We start from the raw sequence: 23,365 nt of genomic DNA, 5'->3' as shown, positions 1-23,365 counted from the left end.
AATCCCATGCGCATTATTTTGGCAGACGATCATGCGATTTTTCGCGAAGGCTTAAAGCTGTTGTTACACAGCCGCCCCGATTTTTGCGTGGTTGCAGAAATTGCTGATTTAGAACACCTTAAAACGCTATTGTATAGCCAACAGGCAGATTTGCTGATCTTAGACTACCATATCCCCGGCGGCGATGCGGTGGCCTTACTGGCTTATTGCAAGGCTCGCTATCCTGATTTAAAAGTCATTGCCCTGACCGGTAGCCACTCAGGCCCTATTTTAAAACAATTAGTCGCGGCCAAAGCCGATGGCGTGTTGTTAAAAGACAGTGCGGCAGCGGAATTGTTGCTGGCTATCCAGCAGGTGATGCGGGGCGGACATTATGTGTCCGAAGCGGTGGGTAACACCATAGCTGATATTGAACTGCCTTTAAGCACACGCGAATTGCAGATTTTAAAACTGATTTTTTCCGGTCTGGTGACGCGGGAAATCGCCGAAAAACTCGCTTTGTCACCTAAGACCGTTGATAAACATAGGGAAAATATCATGCGCAAACTACAGGTTAATAATCTGGTCGAACTGATTAATAAAACTCATCAGCTCAAGTTGTTTGAGCTTTGATTGACCGTAGGCCCGTTCTTTTTCAAGGTCGGCAGGGTGAAGCGGACAGATACCGACAAGGCAAATGGGGATTGCCTGACGGCAACATAAATAAGCGGCGCAAACCGCTACGCCGCCGTGCTAATTGCCGCCACCACATTGACAAAAAAATCCCCGCATTGTAGCTTAGTGCCGCATTTTGCTATTTTAGCACCGCCGTTGTCAGCCAATGGTTTTGAACGGTTCCGTGCCGCATGAGACACTTTTCACTCTACTCAAATCAAGATGACTATGGACAATGACCAACAGAAAGTGCTGCTTGCCGCCGCCAGTTTCTTTAACGAGACCGCAAAAAAACGGCTGACGACCGAACGCGGCTTACACGCGGAAACGCTGATTATGTCGGTGGCGCGGCTATCGGGTAGCCTGATGTACAAAAGCTTTGGCCTTGATGACAAACTGGCTCCCGGCACAACGGTGTTATCCGAGCAGGCCAACCAGCACGGCCCCAAGCTTATGGATATGATGCTGGTGACCTTACAACAACTGGGACAACCCATCACCGAAACTACCGTCGATACGAAATATTTGGATGCCAAGTTTTCGCAACTGAGTTTCCAAGAGTCCTACGAACGCTTAGCGCCGTTTTTTCTTGCCTATTGCCAAGCCGCTCCCTTGCCGTTTCGGGAGGCCGCCATAGCGGGGGCTGTGGCCACAGGCATCCTGATACAAGAGTGCCGCACGGTTTTACCCGTTGCTGGCGCCGCCGCCTTGGGTATTTACGGTTTTATTGAGGGTACTAAAACCGTGCCCTATTAATCGTGGCGCAGAGGATCTATAGGGCGTTTTAGGGCCGCTAGCTTGCAATGGTTTAACAGATACCCTTGGCTAAAGAGACCCAAAAACCGCTATAAAGCCTTTGCTTAGATACACTTGCTCTGCTTCATGAGTACCCCTATCCCAAACCACTACGAGGCCATTATGCACCGACTCCGCAGTAAAATACGCGACATCCCTGACTTTCCGATACCCGGAATTATTTTTAAGGACATCACCCCCTTAGTCAAAGACCCGGCGGCATTACGCTTGGCAGTGCATTTGTTGTTGCAACCATTTTTAGGCCGCCCTATTACGGCAGTGGCAGGGATGGAGGCGCGGGGCTTTATTTTTGGTTCGTTGGTCGCGTGGGAACTGGGCCTACCGTTTGTGCCGCTGCGCAAACCCGGCAAATTGCCTTATGATGTGCAGAACGTGTCTTATGATTTGGAATACGGTTCGGCGATGCTGGAAATACACAGCGACGCGCTGGCAGACACCGACAGGGTGTTGCTCATTGATGATTTGCTGGCAACTGGCGGCACGGCAAAAGCCAGTTGCGAGTTGATTGAAAAGCTGGGCGCAACGGTGGAAGCCTGCGCGTTTGTCGTGGAGTTGGATTTTCTGCAAGGCAGGGACAGGCTAGACGGTTACGAAACCCATTCCCTGCTGCACTTTTAGATTAGCCCGAAACTAATGGGCAGACCCGTTTTTTAGCTTACTTAGCCTGTCCAGTTTCGCATTAATGCCTTGAAAGGCTTGTGCCGTCGCATCAAAAGATTGCGCCGTCCCCGCAAATGACGGTGGGGCCGACGCAGCGGTAGGCTTAGGTTCGGCAACAGGCGCAACAGTCCTTGGGCTAGAGCTGACCGCTGGGCTAGCGGCCTTGGCGGCTGGCATTTTTTCGGGCGGTTTTTTCGGACTGGAACTGGCCTCGGCATCATTCGCGTCTAACTCGGCATCCAGATCGGTGCCCTGGGTGTTTTTGCCGTCGCTCGCCAAACTTTCGCGCCATTGCAAGTATGATTCGCGGGTGAACACATAAGGGTCTAAGGCGGCTTCGTCAATAAACTTTAACGCCCCTTCGGCATTGGAACGGGTGTTAATCAGCGACGCCACAGCCACTTGCACCGGGTAGGCGGTATAAGAGGTCGGGGTCAAAGCCGCGTCAAGAATCATCGCCGGAATACCGCGCGTGGTGCTAGGCCCCACTAAAGGGATGACCCAATACGGGCCGCGCGGCATACCCCAAACCGCGAAGGTTTGCTCAAAATCCTCATCATGTTGCTCAAGGCCTACTGACTTGGCGACATCAAACAGACCACCCAAACCCAACGTCGAGTTCATCAGCAAACGGCGGCTGTCTTCGCCGCTTTGCTGAAGCTTACCTTGCAATAAATCATTGGTGATAACGTCAACGTTTCTGACGTTATTAAAGAAATTAAAAACCCCGTCCTGAAAAAACTGGGGCGTTATATACCGATAAGCTTTAGAAATGGGTTCGGCAATATAATTGTCAACCGTATCGTTAAAGCCATACATGGCCCGATTGAACGGCTCGTAAGGGTCATCAGGACTGACTGCGGCAGCTTGGCCGTCCTTAGTAGCCGTCGCTGCGCAACCGCTTAACGCCATAATGCCAACTAATGCATAAGATAGCGGCAAAAGGGCGGCGGCACTGCGCCTAATAGTACGATATCCGTTCATTGCGGGTAAAACCTATAATTTTGAATAGTTGTCGATTTTCTCGTTAATCTTCGCTATTAAAGCATCAAAGCCATCACGTTGTAAAATACTGGTATATTCCGAACGTTTTAACGCCAGATCACTGACACCGTTGGCGATGATGTTAATGATGCGCCAACTGCTGCCTTTTTCTTTCAGCATATAATCAAACTTGACATCTTTGTCGTCCGGGATGGTCAGGTGGGCATGGATAACCACGCCGCCCCGGGTAGTTTCTTCCTCAGAATCAAAAACAAACGTTTCGCCGCTAAACTCTTTAAAATTATGGGCATAAGAGGCGACACTCAATTTACTGAACACATCGATCAATTGCTGCTGCTGTGCCTCGGATAATTTTTCCCACTCTTTGCCGACGACAATACGGGCAATTTTAGTTAAGTCGTGGCTATTGGCGACGGCATCAAATAATTTAGCATAGCGTCCGGCATAACCGAGCTGTTTGCCTTCTTTCATCACCGCCACTAATTGCGCCTGAAAATTATCGACAATTTGCCGGGCAGTGGCCACCTCTTCGGCAACTGCCGATCCCAACAGCAGTGCCGAAAGAACCACCGCCCCTGTTATTTTCTTTAATACATCTTTAAAAACAATCACCGCGAACCTCCTAGGTCATAGTTTGCTTTACGTCATCAGTCGATTTGTGTTTTTGGGTTTTGCCAAAACCGGACGCTGGGCCGGCAAATAGGCCGCGAAGCCCCACCTACCGTATTAACCGCAAGGCACACAAAACCTTTGCCGATTAATGGCTTTATACACATCGTGGTGCGGGCTGGCGAAACGCCTTTTCAATAGGGGCTACGGTTTTCAGGCGGGCAGGGAGACACCCCAATGCACTTGGCTTAACCCACACGCACCAACAAGAAAAAAGACAGAATGGCCCGTTTACGCTGCATTGGTACGGCCATATCAGTATGCCTATCCTAAACCCTATTAACGATAAAGTTTATCGGTTGGCATGAACAGGGGAGCCGGGCAGCAGCCCGGCACTCCCAAAGCGGGCCGCTTAGTCGGCCATTTCCACACGAATGGGAATGCCCGCCAAAGTCGGGGTTTTGGCCACCACCAATTCGGGCATAGGCTCAGGCACCATATCACCGTCGGTTTTTGGCCCTCTCAGCGCGGTCAGCAAACCTTTTAAGGGATTTCTCAGCATATCCTCAACCGCCGTCGCCTCATAGCCGCAATGTGCCATGCAGCTAGCGCATTTAGGGTTGGTGCTGTTACCGTATTTTTCCCAAGGCGTAGTGTCCAGCAATTCTTGAAAGCTGGCGGCATTGCCTTCGTCAGCCAGCAAATAACACGGTTTTTGCCAGCCAAAGACGTTGCGGGTAGGGTTGCCCCAAGGCGTACATTCGTAGCTTTGGTTGCCCGCCAAAAAATCCAGGTATAAGGACGAATGGTTGAGCTTCCACTTGCGGTTTTTGCCGATTTTGAAAATCCCCCTAAACAGCTCTTTAACATCGCGGCCTTTGATAAAGACATTTTGTTGCGGGGCGCGTTCGTAGCTGAAACCGGGAGCGATGGTCACGCCCTCAACACCCAGTTCCATGACATAATCTAAGAATTCGGCAACCTCTTGGGCATTTTCGCCCTGGAACAGGGTACAATTGACCGTGACCCGGAAACCTTTAGCCAAGGCCAACTTAATGGCTTCGACGGCACGTTCAAACACGCCATCTTGGCAAACCGAGGCATCATGGCGTTCTTGCATACCGTCTAAATGGATAGAGAAGGTCAAATACGGCGACGGCGTGTAATCGTCAATACGTTTTTTCAGCAACAGTGCGTTGGTACACAGATAAACGTACTTTTTCCGTGCAATAATGCCGGCAACGATTTGCGGCATTTCCTTGTGGATCAGTGGCTCACCACCAGGAATCGACACCATCGGCGCGTTGCATTCGTCAACCGCCTGCATACATTCCTCAAACGACAGGCGTTTGTCGAGGATCTCATCGGGATAATCAATTTTACCACAACCGGCACAGGCAAGGTTACAACGGAACAAAGGCTCCAGCATCAGCACCAGCGGATATTTTTTGACACCTTTTAATTTCTGCTTGATCAGGTAAGTGCCGACGGTTAATTGTTGGCGTAAAGGAACACCCATTTGTAAATCCTCCAAAATGATTAAGTTGGCGGCAGCCGATGTGACTCGCCCTGCCGCTTAGCCTCTGTGAAGCTAGGGGAAAATAATAAGCCTGTGGCAATAAAGCAACAAGAAAACAGCCGTAGCATAAATGCAACCCTCTCCTGACGCGGCCTGCCACAAGCCCAAAGCCAGCGCGTGGGCTTTATATAATACAAACGCTTAGCTATTGCTGACTAGAATACTATCTTTTAACAATCGACTCCAGTCTTTACTATAAATAATCCGCAAACAGCGGCAAACCGTGGCTTTATAGCCATTTTCACATAAATACAACAAAGACCTTTAAATAACTGTTTTTGTTCCCAATAATTGCCTTGTAAAGCCTATCAAATCAGGATATTGGCAATAAAACAACATTACTTTGCAAAATACCAACAAACAGTCTATTATTGCAAGCAAGCAACTTAACCTTAAGCCAGATGATTTAACCGTACTATTATGGGCACATCTCGAATTTCCCTGGACAACCCAAAATTACTGAGCCAGCTCTCGGATGACGACTTTCAGGCCGCTTTGCTCGAAGGCGTGTCAAGAACGTTCGCGCTGACCATTCCGCAATTGCCGGTGCCGTTATACCGGGCCGTGGCGAACGCTTACCTGTTGTGCCGGATTGTTGACACCATAGAAGACGAAGTGTCACTGAGCGCCCAACAAAAAGCCTATTTTTGTAACGAATTTATTGAAGTGGTCAGGACGGGCGACAATTCCGAGCCGTTCGCGGTCGAACTCGCGCCGTTGCTGTCCGAGCAAACCATTGCCGCCGAACATACCTTAATCCATCTGCTGCCACGGGTTATCCAAATCACCCACAGCTTCGAGGGCGAACAGGTCGCGGCTTTAAGCGATTGCGTCAAAACTATGGCGGCGGGCATGCCGATTTTTCAGGCACAAAATTTGCATAACGGCTTGGCGACGCTGGCTGATATGGACCGCTATTGCTATTACGTTGCCGGCTGTGTCGGCGAAATGCTTACCCGGCTGTTTTGCCATTATTCGCCGGACATCGCCCGCCACCGCACCGAGCTGCTGGAGTTGTCGGTCGCGTTTGGCCAAGGCCTGCAAATGACCAACATCCTCAAAGACATTTGGGACGATGCCGGAAGGGGCGTATGTTGGTTGCCGCAAGATATTTTTACCGAAACCGGCTTTGACCTTAAAGACATCCGCACCGCCAACGCTTGCCCTGCCTTCACCACAGGGCTGGAGCACTTGATAGGGATTGCCCATGCGCATTTGCGCAAGGCCTTGGACTATACGCTGCTGCTCCCCGCCCACGAGACGGGCTTGCGGAATTTTTGTTTGTGGGCAATCGGTATGGCGGTGCTGACCTTATGCAAGATCAAGCAAAACCTTAACTTTACTGCATCCGAGCAAGTCAAAATCACCCGCAATAGCGTCAAAACGACGATTATCGCCACCAAACTGATGGGCCGCAGTAATCTGTTGCTCAACGTATTGTTCAATTGGACTAGCCGAGGACTTGCCACACCCGGCTGGTCGTACCCGATATCCTCCTCAAAAGCTAATCCCGATTTTTAAGGACATTATTTATGTTTACTGATTCTACCCATTACCTTGACCATAGCCATGCACCGAGTGCATCCAATGCGATCCACTCCAATGCCTTCGACCTGAACAAAGCCATCAGCCAAGCCCAAGACACCTTGCTGAAACTCCAGGATAAAAACGGCTATTGGGTGTTTGAGCTGGAAGCCGACTGCACCATCCCGTCCGAGTACATTATGATGATGCACTATATCGGCGAGATTGATGAAGTCTTACAGGCTAAAATCGCCAACTATTTGCGCTCACGCCAATCCGAAGACGGCAGCTACCCACTGTTTACCGGCGGTATCGGTGACCTTAGCTGTAGCGTTAAAGTGTATTACGCCTTAAAGCTGGCGGGTGACGCGCCGGAAGCGGCGCACATGACGCGCCTGCGCAATTACATCCTCAGCCAGGGCGGCGCGGCTAAGGCCAATGTCTTTACCCGTATCGCCCTCGCCATGTTCAAACAATTGCCTTGGCGCGGCGTACCGTATATTCCGGTAGAAATCATGCTGTTCCCAAAATGGTTCCCTTTCCATTTGGATAAGGTGTCGTATTGGTCGCGTGCGGTGATGGTGCCGCTGTTCATCCTCTGCACCTTAAAGGCGGAGGCAAAAAATCCGTTGCAAGTGGGTATTTTGGAACTGTTTGTCACCCATCCTGACCAGGAGCGGCATTATTTCCCTGAGCGGACAGTACTGAACAAAATATTCTTAGGTTTGGACCAATTGGGCAGGCTCACCCGCCCGTTAATCCCTAAGGCGATGCACCAACGCGCCATCACCAAAGCGCACGATTGGTTTGTCGAACGCCTGAACGGCGAAGACGGCTTGGGGGCGATTTTTCCGGCCATGGTCAACGCTTACGAAGCCTTGTTACTGCTCGGCTACGCACCCGAACATGAGCGGGTGGTCACCGCACGCAAAGCCATCGACAAACTGTTGGTGGTCAACGAGTATGATGCCTATTGCCAGCCTTGTTTGTCACCGGTTTGGGACACGGCCTTAGCGGCCTTGGCTTTGCAAGAAGCCGACAAGGCCAAAGCCCCTGAACAGCGGCTTGCCTCCCCCGCTTTGACCCGCGCCTACGCGTGGCTGAAATCGACGCAACTGAGCGATGAGCCGGGCGACTGGCGCATTACCAAACCGGACTTGGCGGGCGGCGGCTGGGCATTCCAATTTGCCAACCCGCATTATCCCGATGTCGATGACACGGCGATTGTCGGTTTTGCTATGGCCGACTCGCAATTGCCCGAACTGGACGAATCCATCCACCGTGCGACCCGCTGGATAGTCGGGATGCAGTCGGCAAATGGCGGTTATGGGGCGTTCGATGTCGATAATACTTACTATTATCTGAACGAAATCCCCTTTGCCGACCATGGCGCTTTACTCGACCCGCCCACTGCCGATGTCAGTGCGCGATGTGCGATGCTGATGGCGCGGGTTGCCCAAGACCATGACGAATACCTGCCGGCCTTAGAACGCGCCTTAGCGTATCTGCGTAGCGAACAGGAAGCCGACGGCTCTTGGTTTGGCCGCTGGGGGACCAACTACATTTACGGCACTTGGTCGGTGCTGTTGGGCTTAGAGCAAACCGCCCTGCCGAAAACCGACCCGCTGTACACTAAGGCCGCACAATGGTTAAAGAGCGTCCAACGTGCCGACGGCGGCTGGGGCGAGGACAATTTCAGCTACCATGACTTGAGCTACAGCGGCCAATACCGTTTCAGCACCGCGTTCCAAACCGCTTGGGCAGTCTTGGCGCTGATGGCGGCGGGCGAAGCGCGTAGCCCCGAAGTCAAGGCGGGCATCGACTTTATCTTGCACCACCAACAAACTGATGGCTTGTGGAACGACAAGTGCTTTACCGCACCCGGCTTTCCGAAAGTGTTTTATCTGAAGTATCATGGCTACGATAAGTTTTTCCCCTTGTGGGCGTTGGCAAGATACCGCAACGAGCTGGCTAAAAAATGATCTCCGGCATCGTGGTCGCGCTTCCCGAAGAATTGGCGACGCTGACCTCTAAACGGATAGACAAAGGCCATTGCGTCTTTATTGCCAATACCTTGTTGGTGGCGTATTCCGGTACGGGCAGCAAAAATGCCCAAGCCGCCGCCGAACTGTTGGTGGCCAAAGGCGCGACTCAGCTCATCAGTTGGGGCTGCGCCGCCGCCTTACAGCCGGGCTTAAAGTCCGGCGACCTGACGTTGGCGGATACCTTAGTCGGCAGCGATGACCAAGAAATCACCGTCCACCCGGCTTGGCACAGCCATAGCAAAAAGCTGCTGGCGCAAGCCCAACAGGTACACACCGGACGCTTGGCGGAAAGCCAGACTATCGTCTCGACCAGCAAAGAGAAACAGTATTTACAACTCATTACCAAGGCTCAGGTTTTGGATATGGAAAGTGTTGCTATCGCCAAAATCGCCGGACGTAACGCCTTGCCGTTTTTGGCGATCCGTGCCATTGTCGATCCCGTCAGCATGGATTTGCCCCGCGCCATCCAATATGCCGCCAATACCGAGGGGGATATTGTCCTCAGCCGCCTCTTGCTGTTTCTGGTTTTGCACCCTTTAGAATTGCCCGGACTCATTAAGCTAGGTCTGCACTTTAGCGCCGCCAAAAAAACGCTTAAAATCGCTGCCCGGCAACTTGTCGCCATCAGCGAATTTTTTCACAGCCGCAGCGTGGCGCGTTAATAGGCCAGGAATGAAAGGGCCAGCTTTTTCATAATTGGTTTTTTTAATCGCCAGAAAACGACTGTGTAACACCCATTATTAACACCACTAGCCCTCTTCTTCCGGGCAGGTTACAAGCTATAATTTCTTGCAATAGGGTCGGCTAGGCCGGCCCTGCATTTTTAATCACGGTTACACACGGGAACCATACCTGTCAAAAAGCCTCTAATTAGGTTGACGGCTTTTCAAACAGCTCCCCGTAACCCTTTCGAGGCAACCCATGACATTCAGCATCGCCGAACTGTTTGCGCAACACAGCACAGATAAGTTTGATTTACATGAGCAATATTTAAACAATCAAATGGTCAGGGTCTTAAAGACCATAGGCTATGACCGCCATTACCAACGCGCGGTCGGCCAATACTTGTATGACCAAACCGGCACCGAATATCTGGATTTACTCAGCGGCTTCGGCGTGTTTGCGGTAGGCCGGAACCACCCTACCGTCATAAAAGCCTTGCAAGAAACTCTCACCCTAGAATTGCCGAATCTGGTGCAATTGGACGTGTCGGTGCTGAGCGGCCTGTTAGGCAAAGAAATCTTAAAAACTACGCCAGAAAACCTCAACAAGATATTTTTCTGCAATTCGGGTACTGAGGCCGTAGAAGCGGCGATCAAATTTGCCCGCTACACCACCAAACGCGAAAAAATCGTCTTTTGTGAGCATGGCTACCATGGTCTGACCATGGGTGCTTTGTCCCTAAACGGCGAAAACATCTTCCGCGAAGGCTTCGGGCCGTTATTGCCCGGATGCAGCGCCATCCCGTTCAACGATTTGGCGGCACTGGAAGCGGCTTTGAGCCAAAAAAATGTCGCCGCCTTCATCGTCGAGCCTATCCAAGGCAAAGGCGTAAACTTGCCTGACGACAACTACCTGCCGGAAGTGGAGCGCCTCTGCAAAAAATACGGCACGCTGTTTGTCGCCGATGAAGTGCAAACCGGCTTAGGCCGGACTGGTAAATTCTGGGCGGTAGACCATTGGCAAGTCCAACCCGATATGATTTGCATGGCCAAAGCCCTGTCCGGCGGTTTTGTCCCGGTCGGCGCGGTCGCCATCACCCAAAAAATCATGGACACGGTCTATAACCGCATGGACAGGGCAGTCGTGCATGGCTCGACTTTCTCGAAAAACAATATGGCGATGGCGGCGGGCTTAGCGACCTTGCATGTCTTGGAAGAAGAAAAACTGGTCGAAAACTGCGCTAAAGTGGGTACGGACATTATTGACAGCTTAAATGCCATGAGCGGCCAATACGAATTTTTAAAAGAAGCGCGGGGCAAGGGCATGATGATCGCCATTGAATTCCAAGCCCCGAAAAGCCTGACCTTAAAAGCGGCGTGGGCGATGTTGGAAGCCGCCAACAAAGGCCTGTTCTGCCAGATGATCACCATCCCGCTGTTTAAGGAACACCATATCCTGACCCAAGTGGCGGGGCATGGTATGAATGTGGTCAAACTGTTGCCGCCGCTAACCCTGACCCAAAAAGACCGCGACCATATCATCAGCGCGTTCGCCAAGACCATTGCCGACACCCACCAAGTCCCCGGTTCGATCTGGGACTTGGGCAAAAATTTGGCCGGACACGCCCTGAAAGGTAAAAAAGGCGGCTAATATGACGAAATATTGGCTTATTTGTTGTTTACTTTACTTGGGCAGCGCAGGGGCTTATGCTCATGCGGTGGTCACCCAAGACTCGCTAGCGCATACCCCTATCCATGCCCAACAACCCGCGCAAGTGCAGTTAAGCTTCAATTCCAAAATTGAACTGGCCTTGTCGCAAATTTTTCTGGTCAGCAAAGGCGACAAACATCAGCTGTTGGCTACCCATAAAAGCCCACAACGCGGTCAGATCATTATTGATATACCCGCTTTGGTAACGGGCGATTACGCGCTACGCCTAAAAGTATTTGCCGCCGACGGGCATTTGACCGAAGATGTCATCCACTTTTCTGTTACCCCATAGGCTATGTTATGGCAGGTATTGCAGATTTTCTCGACTCATTGATTGGCGGGTTTGACCTGATATGCTTCGCGCTGATGATTGGCGGGCTATTATGGGGGCTATTTGTGCTGCGCCCTTGGCAACAGGCCAACACCCCGGCTATTTTAGCGGCCACCACTATCCGCTTAATTTATCAAGGCGGGTTTTGGCTTGCAGCAGCGCAAGGCTTTAAGATTATTTTAAAAATTTGGCTGATGGCGGCGATACTGGAAAAATCACCGTTCCCTGAATTTGCCGACACCAGCCAATTTATCGGTGGCCTGATCCGTGCCGCCCTGACCCTATTGGTGGCGGCTTATGCCTATTATTATTTAAGCCGCCATCCCGACTCCGAAGACCATTGGCAAAACACTGGGCTATTGGCTGTACCTATGGTGGTGTCGGGGGCGTGGCTCGTCCATGCCGCCGGACGCTTTGACGACCGCCTGCTGCTGATGGGTTTGACCGTACTGCATCAACTGGCCGCCGCCGCTTGGATAGGCGGGGTATTTATGCTCTTGAACCTATGGCAGTTGCAACGCCGCCAAGCTGTCGCCGCCGAATTATGGCCGCTGTTGCTTAAGCGCTTCTCCTTATTTGGCGGGCTGGCCGTGGGCGGCATCTTGCTGTCCGGCGTACCGATTGCTTGGCAATACATCGACTCGTGGAACGGCTTGGTCGGTACAGGCTACGGCAACTTATTGATGGTCAAGATTATCCTGTTAGGGCTGGCCTTAACGTTTGCTTGGCTGAACCGCACTGCTGTCGCAGACTTCCTGCTGTCCGGCAACCAGCACGCGCTACGCCGACGGGTGCCTTATTATATTGAAGCCGAAGCCTTAATCTTAGTGACCTTATTGTTTACCGCCGCCAGCTTGGCTTCGCAACCGCCCGCGATTGATATCCCCAACCTGACTGCGGCTTGGCAAGAAGTCTTAGGGACATTTACGCCGCAATGGCCGCAAACCACCTCACCCACCCATAGTGCCTTACTGGCGGGGGAAGCGGGGCGAGTGGCGATTGTCGGCCAAACTCCGTCCTTGGCGGCGACCGAATGGTCAAACTACAACCATAATATTTCGGGTATTTTCATTACCGCGATGGGTCTGTTGGCGATGTTTTCCTACAGCCGATGGGCCCACAGCCACCCGCTATTGGCGCTGAGCCGCTATTGGCCCATCGGTTTTGTCGGCTTAGGGATTTTTCTGTTTTTCCGTAGTGATGCCGAAACCTGGCCTTTAGGCCCCATCGGCTTTTGGGAAAGCACTTTCAATAATGGCGAAGTCTTACAACATCGGATTGCCACCTTACTGGTGCTGGTGCTCGGAATATTTGAGCTGATGGCACGACGTGCCAAAAATGCCGATAGTGCCTTGCCGCTAGTGTTTCCTGTCTTGGCGGCGTTCGGTGGCCTGATGCTGCTGACCCATTCCCATATTGGTTTCCAAGCCAAAAGTGCGTTTCTGATCCAGGTGGGCCACACTACAATGGGAATTTTTGCCCTGATTTTGGCCTGTGGCCGCTGGCTGGAACTCAAGCTCGACTCGCCGGGCAAAGAACTGGCCGGCTTTGTTTCAGTCGCCGCCCTGTTTCAAATTGGCTTTATCCTGATGTTTTACCGCGAACCCCTTTACTAATTATGAACGCACTACAATTCCCCCTGCTCGACGACATCGCCAGCCCCGCCGATGTGCGCCGCCTGCCGAAAGACCTGCTCAAGCCGCTCGCCAAGGAGCTGCGCGAATTCCTGACCCAATCGGTGAGCGTGTCGGGGGGGCATTTCTCGGCGGGGCTGGGGACGGTGGAGCTGACCGTGGCGCTGCATTATGTGTTCGACACCCCGTCGGACAAGCTGGTCTGGGATGTCGGCCACCAGGCCTACCCGCATAAGATCCTGACCGGGCGCAAGGGGCGGATGACGACGATCCGCAGCCGCGACGGCATCTGCGCGTTCCCGAACCGCAGCGAGAGCGAGTACGACGCGTTCGGGGTGGGGCATTCGAGCACTTCGATCAGCGCGGCGTTGGGCATGGCGATCGCCGCCCGCCTGAAGGGCGAGGACCGCCAGATGGTCGCCATCATCGGCGACGGCAGCATCACCGGGGGCATGGCCTTCGAGGCCATGAACCATGCCGGGTCCATCGACGCGAATTTGTTGGTCATCCTTAACGACAACGACATGTCCATCTCCCCGAACGTCGGGGCGATGAACAACTACCTGTCCAAGGTGCTGACCAGCCGTTTGTATTCGTCGGTGCGCGAGGAGAGCAAGAAGGTGCTGAGCAAGATGCCGACGGTGTGGGAATTGGCGCGGCGCACCGAAGAGCACGTCAAGGGCATGATCGTGCCGGGGACGCTGTTCGAGGAGCTGGGCTTCAACTACATCGGCCCCATCGACGGCCACGACGTGGACAGCCTGGTCGGTACGCTGGAGAACCTCAAGCACATCCAGGGGCCGCGGTTTTTGCACATCGTCACCAAAAAGGGCAAAGGCTACCCGCCCGCCGAGAAAGACCCGCTGGCCTACCACGGCGTGCCCGCCTTCGACCCCGGCAAGGAATGCCTGCCCAAGTCCGCGCCCTCGCCGCACCCGTCCTACACCGAAGTGTTCGGCAACTGGCTGTGCGACATGGCCGCGCAGGACAGCCGCCTGCTCGGCATCACCCCCGCGATGCGCGAAGGCTCCGGGCTGGTCAAATTCTCCCAGCAATACCCCGAGCGCTACTTTGACGTCGCCATCGCCGAACAGCACGCCGTCACCCTCGCCGCCGGGCAGGCCTGCGAAGGCGCCAAGCCCGTGGTCGCCATCTACTCGACCTTCCTGCAACGCGGCTACGACCAGCTCATCCACGATGTCGCCCTGCAAAACCTCGACGTGCTGTTCGCCCTCGACCGTGCCGGGCTGGTGGGCCCCGACGGGCCCACCCACGCGGGCAGCTTCGACCACAGCTACCTGGCCTGCATCCCCAACCTGGTGGTCATGGCCCCCGCCGACGAGAACGAATGCCGGCAGATGCTCAGCACCGGGTTTTTGCACCCCGGCCCCGCCGCCGTGCGCTACCCGCGCGGCAAAGGCCCCGGCACGGCGGTGCAGCCGGGGCTGGACACCCTGGCCATCGGCAAGGGCGAAATCCGCCGCCACGGCCAGCGCATCGCCCTGCTCGCCTGGGGCAGTTTGGTCACGCCCGCCCTCGCCGCCGCCGAAGCCTTGGGCGCGACCGTCGCCAACATGCGCTTCGTCAAACCGCTGGACGAGGCCTTAATCTTGGAACTGGCCGCCAGCCACGACCTGCTGGTCACCCTGGAAGAAAACGTCCTGTCCGGCGGCGCGGGCAGCGCCGTCAACCTGCTCCTGCAAGCGCGCAAACAGCTCAAGCCCGTCCTCAACCTCGGCCTGCCCGACAGCTTCGTCGAACAGGGCACCCGCGAGGAATTGCTGGCCTTGTGCGGCTTGGATGTCGCGGGGATTTTGGCCAGCATCCGGGCGTTTGACGGACAATAGGGCGAGGTATATCTGCCTGACACGCCCTCCCCTTCGACTTCGCTCAGGGAGCGGGGGGTATCCCGTTACTTGAGCGAAGCCTCGTTCCCTGAGCGAAGCCGAAGGGAGCGGTGGCTAAGCCAGGATCTGCTCTCCCTAAACGGTTTTAGTCACCCGATAACGCCGGTCACAAGCCGCGCACAAACCGCCCACGGCCATAAATATCGCCCCCAACCAAATCCAACGGATGAAGGATTTATAATAAATCCGCAAGCTCCACGCGCCGCCGTCGCCTAGCGGTTCGCCGATGGCGACAAATAAATCCCGGAACAGCCCGGCATCAATCGCCGCTTCGGTCATGGGCATAGTCTGCACCTGATAAACACGTTTTTGCGGTTCCAACTGGGCAATTTGCTGGCCGTTATGGCTGACGGTGATAAAGGCTTGTTGGGCAACGTAATTCGCGCCTTGAGTTTCTTTGACCCCGTGGAACTTAAAAATATACCCCGACATATCCAGGGTTTCCTCAGGCGCAAGGCGCACGTCTTTTTCGACGCTATACACCGATGTTAAGGTAATGCCGACCACGAACACGGCTATCCCTAAATGGGCGATGGTCATGCCGTAAAAGCCCGCCGGAATCGCAACCAACCGCTGCCAAGACAAGCCTTTAACGCCCAAACGCTCGCTAAAGGCCAAAACGGCAATGGCGACTGTCCATAAGGCCAAGGTTAACCCCAAAGCCGCTCCCCAGGAATAAAACGGCATCAGCAAGGGCAGGGCCAAGCCACCTGCGGCACAGCCGCCGATAATCCAACGCAAGCGCAAACCCAACGCCGCCAAGCTGTCTTTTTTCCAACGCAGCAATACGCCGACCCCAACCGCTACCGACAAAGGTGCCATCAGGGGGATAAACACGGCGTTAAAATACGGTGGGCCCACGGAGATTTTCCCCAAGCCCAGCGCGTCAATGACCAGCGGGTACAGCGTCCCCAGCAAAATGCTGGAGGCGGTGACTACCAGTAAGACATTATTTAATAAAATCGCCGATTCTTTAGAGACCAGCTCAAAAGTCGCGCTGCTTTTGACGTATGGGGCGCGGATGGCGTACAGCAATAAGGAGCCGCCGACGACGATAGCCAAGAAGATCAGGACAAACAAGCCACGGGTCGGGTCGCTGGCGAAGGCGTGGACAGAAGTCAACACGCCGGAACGCACTAGGAAGGTGCCTAACAGGCTTAAAGAAAAGGCAAAAATCGCCAATAATACCGTCCAAGTCTTAAACACGCCGCGCTTTTCGGTCGCTGCCAGTGAGTGCATTAACGCCGTACCGACCAGCCAAGGCATAAAGGAGGCGTTTTCGACCGGATCCCAAAACCACCAGCCGCCCCAGCCCAGTTCGTAATACGCCCACCAACTGCCCAAGGCAATGCCTAAGGTCAAAAACGTCCAAGCCATATTCGTCCAAGGCCGCGACCAGCGTGCCCAAGCGGCATCTAAGCGGCCTTCTAGCAGAGCGGCGATGGCAAAGGCAAACGCCACCGAAAAGCCGACATAGCCCATATACAGCATCGGCGGATGGATCGCCAAACCGGGGTCTTGCAGCAACGGGTTTAAGTCGCGGCCTTCTAGGGGCGCGGGAAACAAGCGCTCGAATGGGTTGGAGGTGAGCAGTAAAAACAGCAAGAAGCCGATGGACACCAAGCCCATCACTCCCAACACCCGCGCCACCGTGGCTTCGGGGATGGTTTTGCTGAACTGCGCCACCAAACCTGTCCAACACGCCAGCACCAACGCCCATAACAGCAAAGAGCCTTCATGGGCCCCCCACACCCCGGAAACGAGGTATAAAAACGGTAACGCGGTATTGGAATTATGGGCGATATAAGCTACGGAAAAATCGTGGATAATGCAGCTATAGGTCAAACAGCCGTAAGCAATGGCAACGAATAAGAGTTGCGCAAAAGCGGCGGGCCGCGCCACCGCCAACCACCCCGCTTGGCCCCGGAATGCGCCGATGATGGGTAACGTGCCTAGCACCAGTGCCATACACAGGGCGAGGATGAGGGAAAAGTGGCCTAGTTCTGGGATCATGTCGTTTGCAAGTCGTCGTTTTTAAATGAGTTTAGGATTTGGAGGGCTAGGTAACTATCAAGGGCAGCCGTTTATATCATACCAACTATCGTAGAGATTTTGTGTGCCGCCGTTGTTATCTCAGTCAGAAGTTACCAAACCAGATAGTATTTTGCCGCAAACCCCATGATAATGTCGGAGCAGAACACACATTCCCCGCGTTGTGCAGCCGCTTTCGCTTGCCTATACCGTAACGGCATTCCAGGGCAGCACTCGATAAGCTTAGGCGGGGCGGGCGCATCGGTTGCGGTAATCCCTATCGGCGAAAAAGGCAACAAGGCGAGCAATCCCCTATAATACCTAGCAGCCCAGCCTTGCGGCGGAACGTCGGCAAACTCAGCGTTATCAGCAAAAGCACGCTCAGACAGAACGCTTCTGGACGCATAGATACCATTGACCATGCCATACCGATAGGAACCCAGAGGTATTTTGGCTTAGGCAGAAGCGTATTATTCATTTTTGCCGATAATCCCTTATATGCCTTGTGAGGTATGCGGTCACTTACAACTATGTTCGGGACACAGTTGTTTAATGGCAATGCCTAAGTCATCCAGTAAGCCGGACTGTTCCGTCCAATCGCTATCAGTGGCATTAACTAGCGTGGCTTTAGCCACCACAGCCGTGGCTAAAAATTTACGGTCTGACATATCCAGGTGATTGTCGGGCAATTCAGTAAAGCCCTTACGGTCATCATCGGATGAGGTGATGTTAACCATAAGGATATTATGGGTGCTGTATTGGTTATCATGCAGATATTTAAAAAACATATCGCCGACTCCTGGCTGGCCTGCGTAGCTTAAATGCCTTTGATACTCGTCCATGATTAATCCGGGTTTATCAATGGCAATTTGTCGGTTTTTACAATCTTGCAATAGCTTGATACACGCCCATTGGCAAGCCAAAGAGGCGTGGGTGTTGACACCGTTCGCGCTGATCGCCACATTGGTGTCGATGACGAGTTTTTCCGGCATCGGCTAAACGGCCTGCATTTTACGTTTTAATGCGGCGGTACGGGTGGCGGCAATTTCCGCCATTTCATCACCAAAAAAGTTGTCTGGCCAATTTCTGATATCGCCGAATTCATCAATATCTAAATCGGCTAAGGTCGCTTTGCCGCCGTTATTGGCGCAAAAATACAGTTTTATGTCTTCGGCAGGATAGTGCGCTTCGGCAACACGCCGCTGGAAACGCCTTAACAAATGTTCGCTATGGCTTTCGACAATCACCTGAATATTGCGGTGTTGCGCCACTTGTAAAATCACATCGGCAAGACCGCTTTGCACCGAAGGGTGTAAGTGGATTTCCGGTTGTTCCATTAATACCGTGCTGCCTTCTGGCACATAATAAAGCAAGACTAGGGCGGGTAATATTTGGGAAACGCCGAAACCGACATCAGTCAAAAACGCTTCTGGGCTTTCTGGATCGCGTTTGACAATCACCCGATATAAGCTAGAACCTTCGGCAAGTTCTTTAATGGCAAAGGTATGGATCAGCCCTAATTGTTTCAGCCAATAGGCGATGATTTCTTGAAAAGGCTTAGGCTCATCTGTATCGTTTAAGGTGCGGGTTTCACCGCGAAAAGTCGCGGCTAATATGGCATTAATCGTCCCTTCGCCACGATAACCCACATCCATAGGCCCTGAACCTGACCACTGATAGTCTCTTTTTGGATATTCGCGTAACGGGCCAAGGTAGTAGATTTGATCCATCATATCTTCGTATGCAGACTCGATAATAGATAAAATCATGCTTAATTTAACGTTATGCTCAACCGTCACTCCATCATTATATAAATAAGTCTTGCTAGGGAATAAATGGGTTTTTCTAGGATACATCTGTTTATCTTGATTTCCAGACACCGTATTCGCTCTAATGAGATTGCTTTCATAAGCATGAAACTCATAGCCTTCATATTTTAGCTGTATTTCAAAATAAAAATCGTCAAAACGATAGCTTAAAAGATGCATTTTCATTTCTTTATCTTTAAATACAACCGCAGCCTTTGTTTCTAAATCAATAGCGTCGCTTTCGATTCCTAGTAAAAGTCTCTTTTTAAAAAGAGTTGACGCCTCATCTAGTTTCCATTTTATATTCCATGCTAAAGGCAAGCTTTCTTCATGCCCATAAATCAAATCCTTAAACGTACCCAAATTAACCAACTGGCCTTGGCTACCTAAATCTAAAACTATCCCGCTATCTGTCGCATTTTTAGTTTGCTTTAACAGCAACAAAAATTGCAAGATGCTGGTTTTACCCGAACTGTTTGTACCAAATAAACCAGTAACACGCCCTAGCCGAATATCCAACTCTTTCCAGGCCTTAAAATTTGTAACATATAATTCGGTTAGCATCGTGGCGTATCGTAGTTAAAGTGAATTGCTTATTTGGAGCGCGGGCATCTTGCCCGCAAGAGCGGGCAAGATGCCCGCGCTCCAATATCCGTACTCTTTAGCGTTTGCCTGAATTATTTCCTACCCATTCCTTGGGTAACGTTCAAGAATAACATCCCTTAAAAACGCACTGGCCTTTAAAATTTCTATGCCAATCAAATCGCCATCAGCATTCAGTTCAGCGGTAATATCAGGGCTTAATGCCATACTCCCCGCTTCGTCTTCGTCTGTAATCGCCAAATGAATCACATCTTGGTCAGGGAAATACGTCATTTTAGGATGCGTCATAAATTGCCCCGCCCTTACTTACCCTCAACCTGCTTTTTCAAACTCGCCTTAACCTCCGGCGGCATGTAATTCTCATCATGCTTCGCCAGCACTTCTTCGGCGACAAACACGCCGCGCCCGTCTAACTTACCGTTGGCGACGATGCCTTGGCCTTCGCGGAACAGATCCGGCAAGATGCCAGTGTATTCTACAGTGACTTCTTTGCTGAAATCGGTCAGTTTAAAGCGCACCATCAGGCCATCGCCGGGGCGTTCGACCGAGCCTTTTACGACCATGCCGCCTAAGCGGAACAGCGCGTCTTGGGGGGCTTTGCCGGCGCTGACATCGGTGGTGGAAAAAAAGTACATCAGATTTTCGTTAAAGGATTTCAGCGCGAAGGCGGCCGCCAGACCCGCGCCTACGACCATTAAGGCAATCAGGATTAAACGTTGTCGTCTTACAGGTTTCATAATAGGCTTATAAATTATGGCGTTTTTGTTTCAGCGCCAAGTGCCGTAACAAGCGTTTGCGCTGGATAATCGGTAAGATGATGTTGGCGAGCAACACCACAAAGCAGATGCCGTAGGCCGTCCACACATAAAAGGCGTAACCGCCCATGGCGAAAAATTCTTGCAAATTCATGGTGTCGGCTCCGTCAGCAGTTTTTTGACCCAGTTGGCGGTGCGCTCGCGTTGCAGCAGCTCCAGCCGCGCCCGTTGCAGCATAGCAATGACATAATAGAATTTAAACGCCACCGCCATCAGCAATAAGGGCACTAACATCGTGACATGGATGGACGGTTTGTCCATTTTCGTGACGGTAGGGCCTTGATGCAGGGTACTCCACCATTCTACCGAATAATGGATAATCGGAATGTTGACGACACCGACCAAGGCCAAAATCGCCACGGCTTTGGAGGCGGTGCGTTTGTCATCAATAGCATTGTACAGGCCGATCACGCCCAAGTACAAAAACAACAGCACCAATTCGGAAGTTAGCCGCGCATCCCACACCCACCACGTCCCCCACATGGGTTTGCCCCATAAAGACCCGGTCACCAAGGCGATAAAAGTAAAACTCGCCCCGACCGAGGCACTACTGATAGCGACGATTTCCGCCAGCTTAATGCGCCAAACCAAACCGATTGCCCCCGTGACCGCCATGACGATATAAATAAACAGCGACATCCAGGCACTAGGGACATGGATATAAATAATCCGGTAGCTGTCGCCTTGTTGGTAATCGGGTGGGGCCAGATATAGGCCACCGTACAGGCCGCAGGCCAGTAAGATTAAAAATATCCCTACCAACCACGGCATCAGCTTTTCAGTCAATGCGTAGAAATGCGGGGGGGAGGCCATACGATGAAAGAATCTGCCGACCGGATCAGGAATTAGAAACATATAAATTAAGGTGTTTTAAAAAGAAAGGTCATCCACAAAAACGTATTACCCACAAAACTAAGAAAGGTTCAAAGCAAACACTCGGTTTACTTTGAACCTTTCGGGTGTCAGTGCGGCTTTATTCAGGCTTTGCAGTATGAAGGTATCCAGCTCTGCTCGACCATATACTCCGGCACTTCATTAAAATCAAACGCTTCACCGTCTTTAACCATTTGCTCGACATCAAATAGCTCCGCCACTTCGGGGATGTCGGCAAAAAACAGTTTATATAAAGGCCGCACCATCCATTTTGAGGCTTTCATGCCGATAGGGCCGATAAAGTTACGGCGTTGGCCGACATGGGCGATTTCGTCAATGGTGATTTCGTCCAGCAACTCATGCAGGCGCTGGCGCACTTCCGGCTCGTCCGCCAGCACGTCATCAAACAAACGGTGCAGGTGGAAATAATAGGTCACGCCCATCAGTTCGGTGACAAAGGCAGGGGGGTCCATAAAAATGCCCGGCACTTTTGGGAATTGCTCGTAAACCCATTCCTTAAACGGGGTTAACGGCACCCATTCGACTTTATCTAAGCCGCAAGTACGGAGCATTTCATCAAATAAGCGCCAATGGCAAAATTCTTCCGCCAAATGGACGCGGCTAATCTTATCTTCGACACTGTGCGAATTCGCCATGTCCGGCACCACATCCCACGCACCTTTAATGCCGACCCATTCATGGCGGGCGAACTTGTACATACTGGTGAGCATTAACGTCATCCGGTCTAAAGACTTAGGATCGTCCTGCATCTCGATATAATTGCGGTAAAAGACATCAGGATTCGCTAAGGGTGTACGCAAGCTAACGGGGTTGTCTTTAAACGCCTGTAGCTTAGCGCGTTTTTTCGCCAAATCCCGCTCGGCCTCGAACAGTTCGCCGCCGTGGTGTTGGGTGAATTGCCAATAATCGGCAAAGTTCTCTTGGCGTTGCTGTGGGGTCGCAGGGGAGAAAATCGACAGGTATTTCGATGATGCCATAATACGTTGCTCCAGATCAATGTTATTAAGGTATGTGGGTGCGCAGCTAATCTACGCGGGTTAAAGCGCATTATTTATGTTTTTTATCATTATGGCCGGGCTAACATCACTCAAGGGTACGACAAAATAGCCCGACAACCTGTCGCCCCGCCCATCTTTTGCTGCCCCTATGGGTAAGGGCGTTTTTTTATGCGTGATGGCAAAAAGCATTAAAAAAATCGGCAAAATGGTAATAGTTCATAGAAATAGCCGGGGCTTTTCATTATCCTAGCAAAGAAATTCTTTACCTATGAATTTTATGCACCTTATTTTCCATTATAATTGGAGACTGTCCGATGAAAAAATCCTTATTGCTGTCCGCCCTGCTAGCCGCGCTGGTTGCCCAAACCGCTTTGGCAACCCCGCCCGTCAAATACAACGTGGCTAACCGCGATGCCGCCCTGCCCGAAGCCAGCGAACTGGTCACTAACCTTGACGTGATCTCCCCAGACAATAACACCTTGGTCTGGAATGCCGATAAGACCTTAATTAAGGTCGTCACTTGGAAATCGCAAAGCAGTTACCAAAACTTCCTGTTGCCCTATACCCAAACCTCATCTAGCGAAAGCTTTGTGACCTGGGTGACCTTAGCGCCGAAAATGCAAGCGTTTTGCCACCAATACTTAACAGACCATCCCAATGCCACGCCCGCCGACTTGGACTATCGCCTGAAACAGCGTTTAGGCTTGGATTCCGATTGGTCTTACGATGTGTTTGTCGAAATGTGGGTAAACCCTAGCGACATCTTCCGCCCTTGTGTTGACCCCGAAACCAACGACAGTAGCTGTAACCTGAACTTTTCCAGCACGGTGCCGACCGTCAAAAACATTAAGGACTATCCGGCGTTTTACAAAAACGTCTATTACGGCAGCTTCCGTAACTCGCCTAATGTTCCTTGGACAGGCTTAGGTTATACTTACGATTGGAAATACGCCAGCAAAACCCCTGGGGCGGCTGAGCAAGGCGCGAGCGAATTTATCCTCTCGCCTTCTACGCCTTATACTATCGAAACAGCGGTACCGACTTGGCAGTATTGCGCCCAGTAGTTAGCGGCCTCTAGC

The 23,365-nt window shown here is 52.1% G+C and carries 23 protein-coding genes; 11 read left to right on the top strand and 12 right to left on the bottom strand.

The window, feature by feature from the left end; genetic code table 11:
* Positions 1-6 precede the first annotated feature (6 nt).
* The 3 genes from CEK71_RS04680 (at position 7) to CEK71_RS04670 (ending at position 2,088) form a co-directional block, all read left to right on the top strand.
* Positions 7-612 (top strand): LuxR C-terminal-related transcriptional regulator, encoded by a 606-nt coding sequence (locus CEK71_RS04680; protein WP_088618298.1) that lies wholly within the window; start codon positions 7-9, stop codon positions 610-612.
* Positions 613-882: 270 nt separating this feature from the next.
* Positions 883-1,410, top strand: coding sequence for a hypothetical protein (locus CEK71_RS04675; RefSeq protein WP_157678991.1), 528 nt, complete (start codon positions 883-885; stop codon positions 1,408-1,410).
* A 162-nt stretch (positions 1,411-1,572) separates the two neighbouring features.
* Positions 1,573-2,088, top strand: a complete 516-nt coding sequence (locus CEK71_RS04670) for an adenine phosphoribosyltransferase (RefSeq protein WP_088618296.1) — start codon at positions 1,573-1,575, stop codon at positions 2,086-2,088.
* Between the two features lie 12 nt (positions 2,089-2,100).
* On the opposite strand, the gene CEK71_RS04665 is transcribed toward CEK71_RS04670, so the two are convergent.
* From CEK71_RS04665 to hpnH, 3 genes are all read right to left on the bottom strand, one after another.
* Positions 2,101-3,114: an MlaA family lipoprotein gene (locus CEK71_RS04665; RefSeq protein WP_198328464.1), complete on the bottom strand. Its 1,014-nt coding sequence runs from the start codon at positions 3,112-3,114 to the stop codon at positions 2,101-2,103.
* 12 nt (positions 3,115-3,126) lie between these two features.
* The gene (locus CEK71_RS04660) at positions 3,127-3,747 is read right to left on the bottom strand and encodes an ABC transporter substrate-binding protein (RefSeq protein WP_408630481.1); all 621 of its coding nucleotides are present in this window, start codon (positions 3,745-3,747) and stop codon (positions 3,127-3,129) included.
* A 409-nt stretch (positions 3,748-4,156) separates the two neighbouring features.
* Positions 4,157-5,263 carry an adenosyl-hopene transferase HpnH gene (hpnH, locus tag CEK71_RS04655; RefSeq protein WP_088618294.1) on the bottom strand — a complete coding sequence of 369 codons (1,107 nt, stop codon included), beginning with the start codon at positions 5,261-5,263 and terminating at the stop codon, positions 4,157-4,159.
* A gap of 480 nt (positions 5,264-5,743) precedes the next feature.
* On the opposite strand from hpnH, the gene CEK71_RS04650 reads away from it, so the two are divergent.
* The 7 genes from CEK71_RS04650 (at position 5,744) to dxs (ending at position 15,077) form a co-directional block, all read left to right on the top strand.
* Positions 5,744-6,844: a phytoene/squalene synthase family protein gene (locus tag CEK71_RS04650; RefSeq protein ID WP_088618293.1), complete on the top strand. Its 1,101-nt coding sequence runs from the start codon at positions 5,744-5,746 to the stop codon at positions 6,842-6,844.
* Between the two features lie 11 nt (positions 6,845-6,855).
* Positions 6,856-8,829 carry a squalene--hopene cyclase gene (gene shc, locus CEK71_RS04645; RefSeq protein ID WP_088618292.1) on the top strand — a complete coding sequence of 658 codons (1,974 nt, stop codon included), beginning with the start codon at positions 6,856-6,858 and terminating at the stop codon, positions 8,827-8,829.
* Positions 8,826-9,554, top strand: coding sequence for a phosphorylase family protein (locus CEK71_RS04640; RefSeq protein WP_088618291.1), 729 nt, complete (start codon positions 8,826-8,828; stop codon positions 9,552-9,554). The genes shc and CEK71_RS04640 overlap by 4 nt, the downstream gene beginning before the upstream one ends.
* Positions 9,555-9,813: 259 nt before the next feature.
* Positions 9,814-11,205 carry an aspartate aminotransferase family protein gene (locus CEK71_RS04635; protein WP_088618290.1) on the top strand — a complete coding sequence of 464 codons (1,392 nt, stop codon included), beginning with the start codon at positions 9,814-9,816 and terminating at the stop codon, positions 11,203-11,205.
* A 1-nt stretch (position 11,206) separates the two neighbouring features.
* Positions 11,207-11,557, top strand: a complete 351-nt coding sequence (locus tag CEK71_RS04630; protein WP_088618289.1) for a copper resistance CopC family protein — start codon at positions 11,207-11,209, stop codon at positions 11,555-11,557.
* Positions 11,558-11,565: 8 nt separating this feature from the next.
* Complete coding sequence (locus CEK71_RS04625; RefSeq protein WP_088618288.1) at positions 11,566-13,212, top strand: copper resistance D family protein; 1,647 nt, start codon at positions 11,566-11,568, stop codon at positions 13,210-13,212.
* A 2-nt stretch (positions 13,213-13,214) separates the two neighbouring features.
* Complete coding sequence (gene dxs, locus CEK71_RS04620; protein WP_088618287.1) at positions 13,215-15,077, top strand: 1-deoxy-D-xylulose-5-phosphate synthase; 1,863 nt, start codon at positions 13,215-13,217, stop codon at positions 15,075-15,077.
* A gap of 135 nt (positions 15,078-15,212) precedes the next feature.
* Here dxs and CEK71_RS04615 read toward each other — a convergent pair whose 3' ends face one another.
* The 9 genes from CEK71_RS04615 to CEK71_RS04575 all read right to left on the bottom strand — a co-directional run bounded on the left by CEK71_RS04615 (position 15,213) and on the right by CEK71_RS04575 (position 22,265).
* The gene (locus CEK71_RS04615) at positions 15,213-17,150 is read right to left on the bottom strand and encodes a heme lyase CcmF/NrfE family subunit (RefSeq protein ID WP_088618286.1); all 1,938 of its coding nucleotides are present in this window, start codon (positions 17,148-17,150) and stop codon (positions 15,213-15,215) included.
* Positions 17,151-17,281: 131 nt separating this feature from the next.
* Positions 17,282-17,590, bottom strand: a complete 309-nt coding sequence (locus CEK71_RS04610) for a hypothetical protein (RefSeq protein ID WP_088618285.1) — start codon at positions 17,588-17,590, stop codon at positions 17,282-17,284.
* Positions 17,591-17,686: 96 nt separating this feature from the next.
* Positions 17,687-18,160, bottom strand: a complete 474-nt coding sequence (locus tag CEK71_RS04605) for a hypothetical protein (RefSeq protein WP_088618284.1) — start codon at positions 18,158-18,160, stop codon at positions 17,687-17,689.
* Between the two features lie 3 nt (positions 18,161-18,163).
* On the bottom strand, positions 18,164-19,540 hold the full coding sequence (locus CEK71_RS04600) for a DUF3696 domain-containing protein (protein ID WP_088618283.1): 1,377 nt from the start codon (positions 19,538-19,540) through the stop codon (positions 18,164-18,166).
* A gap of 120 nt (positions 19,541-19,660) precedes the next feature.
* The gene (locus CEK71_RS04595; protein ID WP_088618282.1) at positions 19,661-19,867 is read right to left on the bottom strand and encodes a DUF2283 domain-containing protein; all 207 of its coding nucleotides are present in this window, start codon (positions 19,865-19,867) and stop codon (positions 19,661-19,663) included.
* 14 nt (positions 19,868-19,881) lie between these two features.
* Positions 19,882-20,316 carry a cytochrome c maturation protein CcmE gene (gene ccmE, locus CEK71_RS04590; RefSeq protein WP_088618281.1) on the bottom strand — a complete coding sequence of 145 codons (435 nt, stop codon included), beginning with the start codon at positions 20,314-20,316 and terminating at the stop codon, positions 19,882-19,884.
* A gap of 7 nt (positions 20,317-20,323) precedes the next feature.
* A complete protein-coding gene (gene ccmD / locus CEK71_RS04585; protein WP_088618280.1) occupies positions 20,324-20,488 on the bottom strand; it encodes a heme exporter protein CcmD in 165 nt (54 codons plus the stop codon).
* Entirely contained in the window at positions 20,485-21,249 is a 765-nt protein-coding gene (locus CEK71_RS04580; RefSeq protein ID WP_088618279.1) for a heme ABC transporter permease, read from the bottom strand. Before CEK71_RS04580 ends, ccmD begins: the two co-directional genes overlap by 4 nt.
* Before the next feature lie 122 nt (positions 21,250-21,371).
* Positions 21,372-22,265, bottom strand: a complete 894-nt coding sequence (locus CEK71_RS04575) for a hypothetical protein (RefSeq protein WP_088618278.1) — start codon at positions 22,263-22,265, stop codon at positions 21,372-21,374.
* A 335-nt stretch (positions 22,266-22,600) separates the two neighbouring features.
* On the opposite strand from CEK71_RS04575, the gene CEK71_RS04570 reads away from it, so the two are divergent.
* The gene (locus CEK71_RS04570; protein ID WP_088618277.1) at positions 22,601-23,350 is read left to right on the top strand and encodes a hypothetical protein; all 750 of its coding nucleotides are present in this window, start codon (positions 22,601-22,603) and stop codon (positions 23,348-23,350) included.
* Positions 23,351-23,365 lie beyond the last annotated feature (15 nt).

This window comes from Methylovulum psychrotolerans, from assembly GCF_002209385.1.
GTDB lineage: Bacteria > Pseudomonadota > Gammaproteobacteria > Methylococcales > Methylomonadaceae > Methylovulum > Methylovulum psychrotolerans.
This window is presented reverse-complemented; position numbering and strand designations above follow the sequence as displayed.